The sequence below is a fragment of the Planktothricoides sp. SR001 genome (genome assembly GCF_001276715.1).
GTDB classification, from domain to species: domain Bacteria; phylum Cyanobacteriota; class Cyanobacteriia; order Cyanobacteriales; family Laspinemataceae; genus Planktothricoides; species Planktothricoides raciborskii.
Map to the genome: position 1 here is coordinate 127,809 of NZ_LIUQ01000004.1, position 17,339 is coordinate 145,147.

At 44.5% G+C, this 17,339-nt stretch carries 10 protein-coding genes; 3 read left to right on the forward strand and 7 right to left on the reverse strand.

All coding sequences use genetic code 11. The features are described from left to right. Nucleotides 1–111: 111 nt before the first annotated feature. From AM228_RS03950 to AM228_RS03960, 3 genes are all read left to right on the forward strand, one after another. Nucleotides 112–3,678 (forward strand): DUF4347 domain-containing protein, encoded by a 3,567-nt coding sequence (locus tag AM228_RS03950; protein ID WP_054464806.1) that lies wholly within the window; start codon nt 112–114, stop codon nt 3,676–3,678. Nucleotides 3,679–4,015: 337 nt separating this feature from the next. Continuing rightward, nucleotides 4,016–7,519, forward strand: a complete 3,504-nt coding sequence (locus tag AM228_RS03955; RefSeq protein WP_054464807.1) for a DUF4347 domain-containing protein — start codon at nt 4,016–4,018, stop codon at nt 7,517–7,519. 445 nt (nt 7,520–7,964) lie between these two features. After that, nucleotides 7,965–9,998 carry a nucleoside-diphosphate sugar epimerase/dehydratase gene (locus tag AM228_RS03960; protein ID WP_156331518.1) on the forward strand — a complete coding sequence of 678 codons (2,034 nt, stop codon included), beginning with the start codon at nt 7,965–7,967 and terminating at the stop codon, nt 9,996–9,998. A 291-nt stretch (nt 9,999–10,289) separates the two neighbouring features. Here AM228_RS03960 and rpsJ read toward each other — a convergent pair whose 3' ends face one another. The 7 genes from rpsJ to AM228_RS03995 all read right to left on the reverse strand — a co-directional run bounded on the left by rpsJ (nt 10,290) and on the right by AM228_RS03995 (nt 16,797). Then, entirely contained in the window at nt 10,290–10,598 is a 309-nt protein-coding gene (rpsJ, locus tag AM228_RS03965; protein WP_197285216.1) for a 30S ribosomal protein S10, read from the reverse strand. Between the two features lie 160 nt (nt 10,599–10,758). Beyond that, nucleotides 10,759–11,988: an elongation factor Tu gene (gene tuf, locus AM228_RS03970; protein ID WP_054464810.1), complete on the reverse strand. Its 1,230-nt coding sequence runs from the start codon at nt 11,986–11,988 to the stop codon at nt 10,759–10,761. Nucleotides 11,989–12,015: 27 nt separating this feature from the next. Next, complete coding sequence (gene fusA, locus AM228_RS03975; RefSeq protein ID WP_054464811.1) at nt 12,016–14,091, reverse strand: elongation factor G; 2,076 nt, start codon at nt 14,089–14,091, stop codon at nt 12,016–12,018. A gap of 422 nt (nt 14,092–14,513) precedes the next feature. Beyond that, nucleotides 14,514–14,984 (reverse strand): 30S ribosomal protein S7, encoded by a 471-nt coding sequence (gene rpsG / locus AM228_RS03980; RefSeq protein WP_054464812.1) that lies wholly within the window; start codon nt 14,982–14,984, stop codon nt 14,514–14,516. A 226-nt stretch (nt 14,985–15,210) separates the two neighbouring features. After that, nucleotides 15,211–15,585, reverse strand: coding sequence for a 30S ribosomal protein S12 (gene rpsL, locus AM228_RS03985; protein WP_054464813.1), 375 nt, complete (start codon nt 15,583–15,585; stop codon nt 15,211–15,213). A gap of 182 nt (nt 15,586–15,767) precedes the next feature. After that, on the reverse strand, nt 15,768–16,103 hold the full coding sequence (locus AM228_RS03990) for an iron-sulfur cluster assembly accessory protein (protein WP_054464814.1): 336 nt from the start codon (nt 16,101–16,103) through the stop codon (nt 15,768–15,770). Nucleotides 16,104–16,380: 277 nt separating this feature from the next. Next, entirely contained in the window at nt 16,381–16,797 is a 417-nt protein-coding gene (locus AM228_RS03995; protein WP_054464899.1) for a phosphomannose isomerase type II C-terminal cupin domain, read from the reverse strand. Nucleotides 16,798–17,339 lie beyond the last annotated feature (542 nt).

The following is a 17,339-nucleotide window of genomic DNA, read 5'->3' on the forward strand; positions in this document are numbered from 1 at the left end:
TAAATCTAAATCGGTTACTTTTTTTGGAATTGGCTGAAATTTTTTCAAATTGTCCTGATAAACGACCGGCGAGTATGTATCAGGGAATAAGAGTGTTCTGGAGTCTTCCTAATGATAGCTAATTTATTTGCCAGTCAGACAAAAATTCATAATCAGTATTTTCCGGGAAATTCGATCGCGTTTATTGATAGCCGTTTAGATAATTGGCAGCTTTTATTCTCTGGAGTAGCTGAGAATAGCCCGGTTTTTGTCATCGATCGCACTGACAATGGTATAGACAAAATTACTCAAGCGATCGCCGAATATACCGCAGAATTTGGTAGGGTTGATGCGGTGCATATTTTCTGTCACGGGAGTCCGGGATGTCTTTACTTAGGCGATCGCAGCATTAACCTATCAAACTTAGAACATTATACCCCGCAATTAAAACAATGGCAAGCGGCAGAAATACTGCTTTATAGTTGCCACGTTGCCGCTGCATCCGGTAGTGATTTTGTCAATAAAATCAGTGAAATTACGGAAGCGAATGTCGCCGCATCTGTGGGTTTAATTGGTAGTAGAAAATATGGCGGAAACTGGGATTTAGAATTTACTACCGGAGAAATCAAAAGTGCCAATCCATTAGCCGCTAAAGTCCGAGAAAATTACGCCGGAATTTTAGCAGTGTTAACCGTCACCAGTTTAGCGGATAGTGGGTCGGGTTCCCTGCGAGAAATCATCAACCAAGCCCAAAATGGGGATACGATTAAATTTGCCTCAAATTTAGCCAATCAAAGCATTACTCTTACCACTGGTCAGATAGAAATTCCCGTAGGCAAAAATCTCACCATTGACGGTGCAGACGCGGCGGGTTTAACCATCAGTGGGAATAATAGTTCCCGGATATTTTTGCTGAAATCTACTTCAGTCAATCCCACCACATTAACTGTCAAAGATTTAACCCTAGAAAAGGCTTATACCCCTGAACGGGGCGGGGCGATCGCTACGGAACACCAAGGCAGTGTCAACCTGGAAAATGTCCAATTAAATAATAATGTGGCCGACAAAGGAGGTGGGGCAGTTTTTATCGCTTTTGAAGGCAATCTCACCGTTAACAAAAGTAAATTTAACGGTAATACTGCCACTGCTGCCAACGATGAACGGGGGGCAGGAGCGATCGCCTTTTGGGGGCCAAATAACCTGATTGTCAAAAATAGCGATTTTACCAATAACAAAGGGATTAATGGCGCCGCTATTAACAGTCTCAATGCCAAAGTCACCATTGAAAATTCCACATTTATCAACAACGATACCACCACAGCTTTCTACGATACTGGCAAATCAAATCCATTTTTAAGAGGCTATGGCGGGGCGATTTATACTGACCGCGCCAGCACAAATAGTGACGCGACATCGGGAACAATTCAGATTATTAATAGTAGGTTTGAAGGCAACAAAGGTCGGGGCGAAGGTGGAGCAGCTTATTTATACACCGGCACTCAAGATAATGTGGTAATTTCTGGCAGCAACTTTATCAATAATCAAATTTTAGAACTGCCAAATGGCGGTGCTCCCGGAAATGGCGGGGCGATCGCGCAATTAAACAATGCAGCCAATAAAGGCTTCACAATTACTGACACCACATTTGCCAATAATACCGCTACTAATTCCGGGGGTGGAGTCTGGTTTAATTTCGCTCCCACCACTATTACCAACAGCACTTTTTCCGGGAATAAAGCCCTCAGTCAAACCACCAGTGGTAACGGTGGGGCAATGGCCATTGGTGGCCCAACAGATATTATTAATACCACCTTTGCCAACAATTCCGCCGGGTGGGTTGGCGGTGCCCTGGTAGCGTCTGCGAACCAAGCTGTCAGCGTCAAAAATACCATTTTTGCTAACAACACGGCGGATAATGGGCCAAATGATTGGAACATTCAACAACATACAAATCGCCAATTAACTGACCTAGGTGGCAACATCCAATGGCCAGCAAAACTGACAAATTTGGGGAATGATTATAATGCCACCGCCACCATTACCATTGCCGACCCCAAACTAGGCCCATTACAAGATAATGGCAATGGCAGATTAACCCATGCTTTACTAGCAGGAAGTGCTGCGATTGATGCGGGAGTAAATACCGGCGCACCGACTACCGATCAGAATGGCAAATCTCGTCCGGTTGATGGAGACAATAATGGCACAGCTATGGTGGACAGTGGCGCTTATGAATTTTCTCTGGCTGCCCCAGAAGCCCCAAAAATTGAAGTTATTGAAAGCAGTAATAACATTGTTGATGGCACCACTACACCATTGGATTTTGGTAGTACCAATGTTGGCAGCATAATTACTAAAACATTCACTGTAAAAAATACTGGCAATGCGGCATTAAATCTGAGTAATTTACAACTGCCAACTGGATTTAGTTTAGTCGGCAGTTTACCCGCTACCTTGGCCGCTGCTTCTCAGGCAAATTTTGTTGTCCAAGTAGATGCTAATACCGCCGGTTCTTTATCCGGTGAACTCTCTTTTACTACCAATGATAGTGATGAAAATCCCTTTAATTTTTTCATTGCGGCTACGGTGACGACAAACCCCGGTACGACCGACCCCGGTACGACCGACCCCGGTACGACTGACCCCGGTACGACTGACCCCGGTACGACTGACCCCGGTACGACTGACCCCGGTACAAATTCTCCGATAAATTCTGGAACTAATAATAATAGTGTAGTATTGCCATCAGACTCTTTAACTGGAGGCAGTAATAGTGATGCGATCGCCAATAATACTGCCAATTTTTCTGGCAATTGCCAAGAAGTTTCTACCCCAACTTTCACCCTGAATATTGTAGAAAAAATTCTGAATGGTACTGATTTAGATGACATAATCACTGGTAGCGATATCCCTGAAGAATTACAAGGGTTCGGCGGTAATGATTTTATTCGGGGAATGAGTGGCAACGACAACGTTTTCGGCGGCGACGGGAATGACATATTGCAAGGAAATATGGGCGATGACTTCATTGATGGACAAGCGGAACATGACCTAATTTATGGGGGGCAAAATAATGATGTTTTATTCGGAAATATTGGCGATGATATCTTGTTTGGAGATTTAGGCAATGATACCCTGCTGGGTGGAGATGGCGATGACTTTATGAATGGAAATCAAAGCAATGATTTCTTAGATGCCGGGGCGGGCAATGATACCTTGCATGGTGGTCAAAACAATGACATTCTCAAAGGCAACCTAGGGGCAGATATTTTATTCGGTGACTTAGGAGATGACACCCTTTACGGGGGCGCAGAAAATGATTTTATCAACGGCAATCAAGGCAATGATTTTCTCTGTAGTGGCGAAGGAAATGATACCTTACACGGGGGCAAAGAAAACGACGTTCTTAATGGAGGAAGTGGGGATGATTTCCTCAGTGGTGACTTAGGCAATGATACCTTAATGGGAGGAACAGATCGTGATACTTTTGTCTTCCGGGTCGAAGACGGTAGCAACACAATTCTTGATTTTGAATTAGGGCAAGATAAGATCGGATTAGCCAGTGGTTTAACCTTTGACCAATTAACTATAGATGGCGATCAAAATAATGCAGTTATTCGCACGGGCGATCGCCTATTAGTCAGCGTCAATGGAGTGGATGTCAGTGCCATGACCGCTGATAATTTTACTTTGGTTTAAAATCCGTTGATTCAACTATTCATGTTGGAACGCTTGCCCTAAGTAATTATTAGTTTTGTTCTGGCTGTTTAATTACAGCCTTTTATTGTGACAAAATAAATTATTACCAGTCAAATCCGGTCAGAAACCTTTTTTCAGAATTATAGTCTTTTAAGGTTATCGGTAGATTTAAAATTTTACCAAAAAGCATCCGTAAAATTACGGATAATTCAAACCAGACATCGGGCGATCGCATCAAAAAAAATCACAGAACTATTTCACAGAAATCTTTCTGTGAAAAATCTCACAGAACTCTAGGAGTGTGTCTACCTGCTAATTGTCCCCTGGAGTATGTAGTATGGCTTATCCTGGAATTTCCGCTAATTTTTCTTTCCCTGAAACTTTCACTCAATTAAATCGTGTAGTTTTCATTGATGCCAGCATTGAAAACTATCCCATCTTAGTCAAGAGTATCAAGAATCAAGCAGAAGTAATAGTGCTAGATGGGACGGGCGATCGCCTGATTCAAATCACCAACATCCTGAAAAACTATCAGGAACAAAATCGTAAAATTGATGCGATTTATTTATTTGCTCATGGTCGTCCCGGTTGTCTTTACTTAGGCGATCGCGCCATCAATCAACTTAATCTCAACCATTACGCCCCGCAGCTTCAACAATGGAACATCCCAGAAATTTTCCTTTATAGCTGTCAAATTGCGGCGGGATATGGAGCAAAGTTTATCCAAAAACTGAGTCAACTCACTCAAGCGACTATTGCCGCTACAGATGGGTTGATTGGTCATCATAATTTAGGAGGGACATGGGACTTAAATTATACCACAGGTGTAGTAAAAAATCCCCTTAATTTATCAGTAACTTTTCGGAATAATTACCCCGGAGTTTTGGGAATTATTACCGTAACCAGTTTAGCGGATAGTGGCGCTGGTTCTCTGCGAGAAGCGATCGCCACTGCGAATTCTGGGGATACCATTCAATTTGATTCTAGTCTAGCAAACCAGACCATCACCCTGACCACCGGCCAAATAGAAATCAATAAAAACTTAATTATTGATGGTAGCAATTCGGCGGGGTTAACCATTAGTGGTAATAATGCTTCTCGCGTATTTGACCTGCGTTGGACTACCGACTTTCAACCCACCAATTTAACCCTAAAAAATTTAACCATTGCCAATGGTCAAACTACGGGAATTGGCAAAGCTGGTGCCGGGGCGGGAATTAGAACCGACCAACAAACCACCCTCACCGTAGAAAATACCACATTTAACAATAACAAAGCCAGCGGTTTAGGTGGAGGAGCGATTTATAGTGGTTATCGCAGTAAACTCACAATTATTAATAGTGAATTTAACAACAATGATAGCAGTCAAGCCCTAGATGATAATAGTCAACTCAGCGAACATGGTGGCGGGGCAATTTTAATTTGGAGCGATAGTCAAGCCACCATTCAAGGCAGCCAATTTACCAACAATAAAGGCATTAATGGGGGAGCAATTAACAATCTCCTCAGCCAACTAGCGATCAAAACATCCACTTTTCTGAATAATAATTCAACCCCAGGCTTAACCGCAAATCATGGTTATGGTGGCGCTATTTATACCGATGGAGCTTCCCCGAACGATGGCATAAATCCTGGGACAATTCGGATTACCCAAAGTCGGTTTGAAGGCAATCAGGGGGCTGGTCAAGGCGGGGCTTTATTTCTATTTATGTATCCCCCAGATCAAGCCATTGTAGAAGAAAGTACCATTCTTAATAACACGGTAATTAAAAATGCCAAAGGAGATGCCCTCGGCGGTGGTTTAAGAGCCGGAAATGGTCAATTAACAATTACTAAAACCACCTTGGCTAATAACATTGCTGATTCTCAGGGGGGTGGTTTGTGGATTGGAGAAGGCACGCCAACCGCCATTATAAATAGTACCTTTAGTGGCAACCAAGCCCTCAAAGGAGCCGATGGCAGTGGCACTGGGGTCGGAGGTGCGATCTCGATCAATACCACCCAACCAGCCCAAATTATTAATAGTACAATCAGCGACAATTATGCCGCTTTTATGGGAGGGGCGTTTTGGGGAAACAATCAAAATACCACTGCAACTAATTCAATTTTTAACAACAATCAAGGGGGAAATCCTTGGAATATTAAACACCAAACTGGTGGTCAACTTCTCGACGGCGGTGGCAACATTGAATGGCCTGGTCCACAAACCACCGCTGCGGATGATGTCACCGTCACGGCAAATATTACCATTGCTGACCCCAAAATCGGCCTATTACAAGATAATGGCAATGGCCAATTATCTTATGCTTTACTATCCGGAAGTCCCGCCATTGATGCAGGAGTCAATACCGGCGCACCGACCACCGATCAAAATGGCCAAAATCGTCCGGTTGATGGAGATAATAATGGCACAGCCATTGTGGATATTGGTGCTTATGAATTTCCAGGGATGCTGCCAGAAATTGAATTTATTGGAAGCACTAATAATATTGTTGATGGCACAACTACACCATTAGATTTTGGCAGCACCCCAGTTGGCAGCGTCATTACTAAAACATTTACGGTGAAAAACACGGGAAATGCTGTTTTAAATATGAGTAATTTACAACTGCCAACTGGATTTAGTTTGGTCGGCACTTTACCAGCAACCGTGGCCGTAGGTTCTCAAACAACCTTTGATGTTCAAGTAGATGCCACCAGCGCAACTGCTTTATCCGGTGAACTATCTTTTTCTACCAATGATAGTGATGAAAATCCTTTTAATTTTGCCATTGCTGCTACGGTGACGACCGACCCCGGTACAACAGACCCCGGTACAACAGACCCCGGTACAAATTCTCCCATAGGTTCGGGAACTAATAATATTGGTGTGGTACTGCCATCAGAACCTTTACCGGATAGCCAGATAGCAACCATCGGTGATAATTCAAGTAATGCTAGTCAAAATAATTGTGGTTGCCAAGAAGTTTCTACCCCAACTTTCACCCCGAATATTGTAGAAAGCATCCTGAATGGTACAGATTTAGATGACATAATCACTGGTAGCGATATCCCTGAAGAATTACAAGGGTTTGGCGGCAATGATTTTATTCGGGGAATGAGCGGCAACGACAATATTTTCGGCGGCGATCGCGATGATACATTGCACGGGAATATGGGCAATGACTTCCTTGATGGTCACGGGGGAAATGACCTAATTTATGGGGGGCAAGATAATGATGTTTTATTCGGCAATATTGGCGATGATATCTTGTTTGGGGATTTAGGCAATGATACCCTGCTGGGTGGAGATGGCAATGACTTTATGAATGGAAATCAAAGCAATGATTTCTTAGATGCCGGGGCGGGCAATGATACCTTACATGGGGGAAAAGATAACGACATTCTTAAAGGCAACCTAGGGGAAGATATTTTATTTGGTGACTTAGGAGATGATACCCTTTACGGCGGTGAAGATAATGATTTTCTCAACGGCAATCAAGAAAATGATTTTCTCTGTGGTGGGGCTGGGAATGATACCTTACACGGAGGCAAAAATGATGACTACCTTTGCGGTTCAACTGGGGATGATTTCCTTAGTGGTGACTTAGGGAATGATACCTTAATGGGAGGCGAAGGTCTTGATACTTTTGTCTTCCGGGCTGAAGACGGTAGTAATACAATTCTTGATTTTGAATTAGGGCAAGATAAGATTGGGTTAGCCAGTGGTTTAACCCTTGACCAGTTAACTATAGATGGCGATCAAAGTAATACATTTATTCGCATAAGCGATCGCCTATTAGTGACTGCGATCGGGGTAAGCGTCAGTGAAATTACGGAAAATAGTTTTACCTTAATCTAACTGAACCCGTAGCCAAAACCCCCGTGGCCAGGTCAGCCCAAAAGGTATCAGCAGTTAGCTATCAACCGTGAGATATCAGCCAAAAGCTGATATCTCACGGCTTAAAACTGATACCGGCTTAAATGTGCTTGAATCTGGTTGAATCTTAATGGGTGAAGTTTATGGGTGAAGTGAAAAACCGTCATCCCGATACCATAAACTGACTTATGTGTCAATATAAAATCATCCCGATCAAGACAAATAACTTGAGTAACATCTCAGATGTCTTACAAGGGCATAAAAATGTAACCCAGCCTCTCCACAGGTTGTTTTTTTTGGTCTAATTAACTAAAATTATCAGCATTTGATCAAAAAGTCTTAAGATCCAAGTAAATTTAAGTGGTTTCCAGAAAATAAAGGGAACTATCTTTATCTAACATGATTCTCTAGTGAATAAACATGCGTTATGCTCCAAAACAGTCACAAGGAATCAAACTGTAGTGACCCTGGAGGAGATGATACAGTTCCCATGATGCAGCAAATGCTACTCAAAACTCTGGCAACTGCCATTAAAAAGGCAGCCGCCTCATTATCTAGGCAACAGAAGCATGGACTTCTCCTCAGCCTAGACCTTTGTTTATTTGTCATCGCGATTTACGGTGCCTTTGGACTGCGGTTTGGTTCCCTTAGTGCTTTTTCTGAAGCATTCCAGTACAGTTGGTTATTGGTCTTGTTGATTACCACCAAGACCGTTGTCTTTATGGCAACGGGGTTATATCGACCTGTACTACGCTATGCGGGCTTAGAATTCTTATTTACCAGTGCCAAGGCTGTACTCTATAGTTCCGGTGCTTTTGTTTTACTGGCGTACTTACTAGAATTTTTACAACTACCTCGCTCAGTTTTAATCAATGATGCTCTGCTGACCCTCAGCTTGGTCAGTGGCTTGCGGCTATCAATCTGTTGGCTAGTCAATACCGTCAATTTCCTCGATCGCCAAAGTCCTGCCCCACAGAGAGTCATTATATACGGAGCCGGATCTGCGGGTTCTCAACTGGCTCAATCTCTAGCCATCCATCCAGCATATAACGCCGTTGCTTTCGTCGATGATGACCCTTCATTAACTAAGCAAATGATTCAAGGGTTAACGGTTTATGGGGCGAAAGACATACCCAGACTAATTGTCCAAAAATCAGCGGACAGTATTTTATTGGCCATGCCTTCGGTGGGCTGGGTCAAAAAACGGGAAATTCTGGAGCGGCTGCAAAATTTTGCCATTCCCGTCAAAACTGTCCCCTGTATTAGCGAAATTCTCTCTGGAAAAGTTTCTCTCAGCGAAATCCGCGATATTGATATTGCTGATTTACTCGGTCGAGAAGAAGTGGCACCAGACCCAGAACTCTTGGGCATGAGCATTACAGGTAAAAATGTTCTGGTGACAGGGGCGGGTGGGTCAATTGGTTCCGAGTTATGTCGTCAAATTGCCCAGCAGCAGCCTAGATGTCTAATTTTATATGAACTGAGCGAATTTGCCCTCTACACCATCGATATGGAGTTGGGGGAAACCTATCCCCAGCTAACAAAAGTACCTTGCCTGGGTTCAGTAGCCGATCAAAACCAGCTTAGTTCTGCGTTATCCAAATATAAAATTGATACGGTGTATCATGCGGCAGCTTATAAGCACGTCCCGTTGGTAGAAGCAAACCCCTCACCCGGTATTTTGAACAACGTTTTAGGGACTTTAACCGCTGCTAAGTCCTGTATTGACTGTGGAGTCAAACAATTTGTCTTAATTTCCACCGATAAAGCGGTGCGTCCCACTAATGTCATGGGTGCCACCAAACGAGTGGCGGAATTAATTATCCAGGGATTAGCCGATCGCCCCGGTATTCCCACCCGCTTCACCATCGTCAGATTTGGCAATGTTTTAGATAGCAGTGGTTCCGTGGTGCCCCGGTTCCGCAAACAAATTGCCGAAGGCAAACCCATTACCGTGACTCACCCGGAAATGACTCGTTATTTTATGTCAATTCCCGAAGCCGCTCGTTTAGTAATTCAGGCAGGCGCCTTGAGTCAAGGGGGAGAAATCTTTTTACTGGATATGGGCGATCCCGTGCGGATTTACGATCTGGCTATTCAGATGATTAAATTGAGTGGCTTGACTCCAGGAAAAGATATTGAAATTCAAATTACCGGATTACGACCGGGAGAAAAGCTCCATGAAGAATTGCTGGTTGATAGCGCCACCGCTCGATCTACAAAACACCCGAAGATTTTCTGCGCTCTCGAACCAAAAATTCATTGGGAATTTTTACATCCTTGTCTAGATGTCTTGTTTAATGCGGCTCTATCTAATAAAACTGCGGCAATCAAAACAGAATTGCAAAGATTAGTTCCCGAGTATAAACCCAGTATTATTCAGCCAAAAAATCCCAGATTCATTCCGCCTACTTCCATGCCCAAAGCGGTGGGATCTACGGGAAGCGATCGCCTATCTTGAAGATATTTCCATTAGCTGAAATAATAGACTTCTTGCTTTTATACCCTAGAATATCCCCCCAACCCCCCTTAAAAACTTAAAAAGGGGGGCTTTTTACAATTATAATTCTCATAATTTAAAAGGGGCAATCCGTTAGTTAGGATCGCCCCTTTGATAATTAAAAAATCAGGATTGATTTTATTAGTTAAAATATGAATATTTCTTAAGCATATTCACATTTTACTCCCAATTTTGCTGCCCAAAAACTATCTGGTCGATCCAGCAAAATAATCGGGATAAATCTTCAGAAAATTACAGCTTGACCTCAATATCCACACCCGCAGGCAGGTCGAGTTTCATTAAAGCATCAATGGTCTTAGAAGAAGGTTGATAAATATCAATAATCCGGCGATGAGTCCGAGTTTCAAAGTGCTCGCGAGAATCCTTATCAATATGAGGCGATCGCAGCACACAATAAATTTTGCGCTTAGTAGGGAGAGGAATTGGCCCGACCGCTGTAGCGTTAGTGCGGTTGGCGGTATCGACAATCTTTTCACAAGAAGTGTCTAGTAAGCGGCGATCGAATGCCTTGAGACGAATCCGAATTTTTTGCTGTGCAATAGTAGCCATGTTTAATTTCTTACTCAGTTCAATTGTCTAGGTTCGGTTGTCAGACTGAAAATGCTGGAGTCTTCAAGTGAATCAATGACTGATGACTCCAGGCAATAGAGAAACAGCAGTCAACTAATCGACTTAGCTGATGCTGTTTCAGGAAATCATCCTACTTGATGATCTTGGAAACGACGCCAGCACCGACGGTGCGACCACCTTCACGGATAGCGAAACGCATCCCTTGTTCAATCGCGATCGGGTTAATCAGTTCAACGGTCATTTTGATGCGATCGCCGGGCATCACCATCTCGGCTTCACCCCCCTCATCATCGGTAAAGGCACTAATGGTGCCGGTCACATCAGTTGTCCGCACATAGAACTGAGGCCGATAGCCTGGGAAAAAGGGAGTATGACGACCGCCTTCTTCCTTATTGAGAATATACACTTCAGACTCAAACTGAGTGTGAGGAGTAATCGAACCGGGTTTAGCAATCACCATCCCGCGCTCAATGTCAGTCTTTTGGATCCCACGGAGTAGCAAACCCACGTTATCTCCAGCCATCCCTTCATCCAGGCTTTTCTGGAACATTTCCACGCCAGTTACAGTAGTGCTGCGAGTTGCTTTAATCCCGACCAACTCAACGTTTTCACCCACTTTAACCTTACCGCGCTCAATCCGGCCAGTAGCGACAGTTCCCCGACCTGTGATCGAGAATACGTCTTCCACAGCCATCAGCAAAGGCTTATCGATATCCCGCTCTGGAGTCGGAATATAGCTATCCACCTCATCCATCAGAGCGTAGATCTTATCGATCCATGGATTTTCACCTTTTTTAATCTTTGGATTTTCCGTAATTGCTTCCAGAGCCTTCAGGGCTGAACCAGAAACAATGGGAATATCATCACCGGGGAAATCGTAAGAACTCAAGAGTTCGCGAATTTCCAACTCCACCAGTTCCAGCAGTTCCGCATCATCCACTTGGTCTTCTTTATTCATAAAGACCACGATATTGGGAACCCCGACCTGCTTGGCCAACAGGATATGCTCGCGGGTTTGAGGCATCGGGCCATCGGCAGCAGATACCACCAGGATCGCTCCATCCATCTGAGCCGCCCCGGTAATCATGTTCTTCACATAGTCAGCGTGTCCTGGGCAGTCCACGTGAGCATAGTGACGAGTCGTGGTTTCATATTCCACGTGAGCGGTGTTAATCGTAATCCCGCGAGCTTTTTCTTCGGGAGCCGCATCGATATCATCATACTTTCTGGCTTTTGCCTGACCGAGAGCCGCCAAGGTCATGGTAATAGCCGCAGTTAAGGTAGTTTTACCGTGGTCAACGTGACCAATAGTGCCGATATTAACGTGGGGTTTAGTCCGTTCAAACTTTGCGCGTGCCATGAATTATTTGTTCCTCTTTCGATTTGCTTATGCGTTCCCTTTATTTTTACCAATGATGGTTTCAGCCACGTTCCGAGGCACCTCATCATAATGGCTAAATTCCATCGTAAAGATTCCCCGGCCTTGGGTTCTAGATCGGATATCCGTAGCATAGCCAAACATTTCTGCCAATGGCACTTTAGCATTTACCTTGGCAATTCCGGCATCACTACCCATCCCTTCTATTTGGCCACGGCGGGAATTCAGGTCGCCGATCACGTCCCCAAGAAAGTTCTCAGGAACCTCGATCTCAACTTTCATAATCGGCTCTAAAAGCACTGGAGAAGCTTTTAGCGCCCCTTCTTTAACCGCGATGGAGCCAGCGATCTTAAAGGCCATTTCCGAAGAATCGACCTCATGGTATGACCCATCGATTAATGTCACCTTGACATCAATTAGCGGATACCCTGCCAAAATCCCAGATTCACAAGCTTCTTTTATTCCTTGCTCCGCTGGGGCAATATATTCTTTTGGCACTGTACCGCCAACAATCTTGGAAACAAATTCAAATCCGCTACCGGGTTCTGCCGGCTCCAGAGAGATCACGACATGACCATATTGGCCTTTCCCACCACTCTGGCGGATGAACTTACCTTCACACTTAATCGCTTTACGAATTGTTTCTCGGTAAGCCACTTGCGGTGCCCCAATACCAGCCTCTACCTTAAATTCCCGAAGCATCCGATCCACCAAAATTTCCAAGTGGAGCTCACCCATCCCCGCAATCACTGTTTGATTGGTTTCTGGGTCAATACTCACACGGAAAGTGGGGTCTTCTTGAGACAACGATTGCAAAGCCTTGGACAGCTTGTCCATGTCTTGCTTTGTTCTCGGTTCAACCGCCACGGAAATGACGGGTTCAGGAACATAAAGTGATTCAAGAATAATGGGTTGATCGGCATCGCAGATGGTATCTCCAGTAAAGGTATCTTTGAGCCCCAAAGCCGCACCAAGATCGCCTGCTCGCAGTTCCTCGACTTCAATTCGTTCATCGGCTTTGAGAACAATTAAACGAGAAACTCGCTCTTTCTTGTCCTTGGTAGAGTTATAAACATAGCTCCCCTTGGTTAAGACTCCGGAATAAACCCGGATAAAAGTGAGACGACCGTAAGGATCTGCTTGAATCTTGAATGCTAACGCTGATAAGGGGGTTTGATCGTCAGCTTGGCGAGCAGCGGTTTCACCACCGGGGAGAGTTCCCTGAATCGGCGGCACATCTATTGGAGCCGGCATATAGTCTACCACTGCATCCAATAAAAGCTGTACTCCCTTGTTTTTAAAGGCAGAGCCACACAACATCGGGACAATGCTACCCGTAATCGTGCCTTGACGGAGAGCCTGAGTGATTTCCTCTTCAGTCAATGGTTGACCTTCGAGATATTTCTCAGTCAAGGTATCATCAGTTTCCGCCACTGACTCGATCAATAAAGTGCGATATTCGTTAGCTAACTCAAGCACCTCAGCGGGAATTTCTGTATCTTCCATATCGGTGCCCAGGTCATTGGTATAGATTCTGGCTCGCATTCGCACCAAATCTATAATTCCCTGAAAGTTATCTTCGCAGCCGATCGGGATCTGAATTGGGACAGCATTCGCCTTTAAGCGATCGCGAATTTGGTCATAAACTTTAAAAAAGTTAGCTCCCGTGCGATCCATCTTATTGACGAATACCATTCTCGGTACTTTATACCGATCTGCTTGACGCCACACCGTTTCCGACTGTGGTTGAACACCCCCTACAGAGCAGAACACAGCAATCACACCATCGAGCACTCGCATGGAACGTTCGACTTCTATGGTGAAATCGACGTGACCGGGGGTATCAATAATATTGATCTGGTGGTCTTTCCAGCTAGTGCTAATGGCAGCCGCAGTAATGGTAATGCCCCGCTCCCGCTCTTGCTCCATCCAGTCTGTAACGGCTGTTCCTTCGTGGACTTCACCAAGTTTGTGAACGACTCCGGAGTAGAATAGAATTCGCTCAGTCGTTGTCGTTTTACCCGCATCAATGTGGGCGGCGATTCCGATATTGCGTATCCTTTCAAGCGGGACAATCCGTGCCACAGCTACCTCCTTCTTTGTTTCTGCTGCAAATGTTTAGTCACAAAAATTAATTGTTGGGTATTGACGCAATTAGATGATATTTATGGCTTAAGACTTAACCAACTAAGAGATATAGATAGATGAAGGCGTTTTTTTCGCCCTCAAAATCCGCTCCGGTAAGGAAGGTTGTTTACAGACTGCCATCATCCCTAGAGATGTTCTAAAGACTTGGGGCGGTCATTGTTTTTGTCGGCTCTAATCATCATTCATGGGTCTGCCCTCAGTATTGCTATGCTTCTAAACCCTTTCTGCGTCACATTTTAATATTTTTTGCAAGATTTGTTTACAAAACAAAACCAAATCCTTGCAGAAACTGGTGGATTTTGACGTTGCTCTGAAATTTTTTTACCGTCCTGCCGATCTAGTCTTGGTCAAACCAGGCATCAGTAACGATAATGTGCAAATGCTTTGTTTGCTTCTGCCATCCGGTGAGTTTCTTCTCGCTTGCGAATTGCTCCCCCGGTTTCATTGGCAGCATCCATTAACTCTGACGCGAGTTTATTGGCCATTGTCCGACCGGATCTGGCGCGGGCAAAGCGAATAATCCAGCGAAGTGCCAAAGCAGTCCCTCGATCTGAGCGAACTTCCATTGGTACTTGGTAGGTAGCCCCCCCAACCCGCCGAGCTTTGACCTCGACCAGGGGAGTGGCATTTTTCACCGCTCGCTCAAAGAGTTCCAGGGGTTCGGATCCGGTTTTTTCTTCAATGCTTTTCATCGCCTTATAAACCAAGTTCGAGGCGATCGATTTTTTACCCCGACCCATGACCCGGCGGACTAACATACTGACAAGGCGGCTGTTGTACACTGGATCTGGGGGCACCGGACGTTTTTGAATAGTCGTGCGACGAGACATAGTAACTTTTAAAACTAATTCACTTCACTGTACTGTTGTCTGTTCAACTCCCATCCACTTAATTGCCACCGGCTGGGGGCAGCGAATCATTTGCTCCCTGAACGGTTGCAGATTTCAGGTGGATTGGATGGCACTAAGAAGACTGATGAACGGTAGCTTTAGCCATAGAAATTTGATTTCACCGTTCATCTTGATTTTTTTCAAGCTTCCCGTTACCCGTTGTACTTTATTGTTTCGGACGTTTAGCACCGTACTTGGATCTACCCTGACGCCGATCTTTGACGCCCGCAGTATCCAAAGTGCCCCGAATAATGTGATATCGGACTCCAGGGAGATCCTTTACCCGACCGCCTCGGATTAAAACCACGGAGTGTTCTTGTAAATTATGACCAATTCCGGGGATATAAGCCGTCACTTCAAATCCAGAAGTGAGGCGAACCCGGGCCACTTTACGCAAAGCCGAGTTGGGTTTTTTCGGCGTGGTGGTGTAAACTCTGGTGCAAACGCCACGACGCTGAGGGCAACTCTTCAGAGCCGGTGACTTGGTTTTCTTTTGTGCCTTTTGGCGTTCACTACGAATGAGTTGCTGAATAGTGGGCATGAGTTAAAGCCTGTGCAGCTTGTTTATATTCCAACTTTCTTACAAACTATAACTATATCGGATTTAATTAGCTTCTGTCAAATTTTTGGCAAAAAAATTTGGCCAACTCGCAACCTTGTTGTGGTATGCTTCGGCTAAGATTTGGCAACAATCACGGATTTCTCAGGTTTACGGATTTAGCGTCAGCCCGCATCTGCCACCGAGAAGGAATGACCACAGCTACAGTGAGCCGTGGCTTGGGGATTATGAAAGCGGAAACCTCCCCCCATCAGATCCTCGGAGTAGTCGATGCTCAGGTTGCTAATAGATTTTAAGCTTTCACGATCTACCACCACTTGGATGCCATCACATTCTTGAACCTGGTCTTGTTCGGTCATTTCGGTGACAAATGCGATCGTGTAGGACAAACCCGAACAGCCGCCTGGAGTCACTCCCAGGCGAAACAAAGCATTTTGGCTGGGCTGCTTGGACCTTAGCCTGATTACTTCACGGATTGCCGCTTGGCTCAGATGAATCATTGAATCTACGCTGTTTGAGGCTAATTGGATAATTTTTATGGGGGTTTAGTCTCTTCTACTAACCTTTGTTGTTTATCTTGACACAAAATGATGCGGATCAGTCACCTAGAGCTAGACCGTTATTCGGCTCCGTTTTGACCATTGCCAAAATTTCGCTTCCGGGTTTTAAGTGAGTCAACCGCTGCTGAATCAAGGGGCATTGGCCTGGTGGCTTGGTTTTCACCAGCGGCTTAAATGAGTAGCTAAAATAATTAGCTCAAATAAGTAGCTAATTCAATTACTGGGGTTTGGCTCGCGCATAATCATCCTGAAAGCGCACGATGTCATCTTCGCCCAAATATTCACCGTTCTGCACTTCAATCAAAATTAAATCGATGACCCCGGGATTTTCCAGCCGATGGTTGGTGCATTGGGGGACATAAGTAGACTGGTTGCTGGTCAGCATTAATTCGCGATCGCCACAAGTGACTTTAGCGGTTCCAGAAACTACGATCCAATGTTCGCTTCTGTGATGGTGCATTTGTAGGCTGAGACGATGACCGGGTTTGACTTCAATGCGTTTAATTTTGTAACCCACTCCTTCTTCCAGGGTGGTGAAAGAACCCCAAGGGCGCATTTCCGTGGCCGCAAGTTTCAAAGAGGCGGCAGCGGTTGACAAGTTATTCACTTGAGCTAATTCTTGAGTTGTCACCATACTTTTTTCTCCAAAGGTTGAATACGCTGTAACACGGTCATAAGGTAGGATTTTTTCCACGCCAAAAATGCTGGGTTTTTCCTGGGTTAAGGAGCCTGCCCTTAAGAAGGCTGACAAAGCTTGCGATCTTGCGGCAATTTTTCCCGTTCGCGAAGCGTCCCGCGAGGGAATCGCACCCTGTTTGTCACCGATTTTCTTTCCGCACATACTGGTCAGCCCATTGCCGCTGTTTAACCCCCCCCTTAACCAGTTAACAATTCCCGGTGGTAATTTTCTTGCCTTTTACTTGATCCAAGATAACAAGTTCTATTTTGACTGGCTAATCAGTAATTATACTCATTTTATGGCGATATCGCTATTTTTTTAGCCTCCTGAAAATTTTTTTGATGATTCTTTCATTCCAAGATTAATTTTTACAAAATATTTATTTTTGATTTATTTTTGGCGGAATCATGGTGATCTATCGCCTCCTAAGTGGTTCAAATCAATTTGATTCATTTTTATAAAAAATTACTAATTACTTTTTGTTTCTATGATGTTTT

Coding starts and splice junctions, on each gene's coding strand:
- AM228_RS03960 (WP_156331518.1), top strand. CDS start 7,965: ATGCTCCAAAACAGTCACAAGGAATCAAACTGTAGTGACCCTGGAGGA.
- AM228_RS03995 (WP_054464899.1), bottom strand. CDS start 16,797: ATGGTGACAACTCAAGAATTAGCTCAAGTGAATAACTTGTCAACCGCT.
- tuf (WP_054464810.1), bottom strand. CDS start 11,988: ATGGCACGCGCAAAGTTTGAACGGACTAAACCCCACGTTAATATCGGC.
- AM228_RS03990 (WP_054464814.1), bottom strand. CDS start 16,103: ATGATTCATCTGAGCCAAGCGGCAATCCGTGAAGTAATCAGGCTAAGG.
- AM228_RS03955 (WP_054464807.1), top strand. CDS start 4,016: ATGGCTTATCCTGGAATTTCCGCTAATTTTTCTTTCCCTGAAACTTTC.
- rpsL (WP_054464813.1), bottom strand. CDS start 15,585: ATGCCCACTATTCAGCAACTCATTCGTAGTGAACGCCAAAAGGCACAA.
- AM228_RS03950 (WP_054464806.1), top strand. CDS start 112: ATGATAGCTAATTTATTTGCCAGTCAGACAAAAATTCATAATCAGTAT.
- rpsG (WP_054464812.1), bottom strand. CDS start 14,984: ATGTCTCGTCGCACGACTATTCAAAAACGTCCGGTGCCCCCAGATCCA.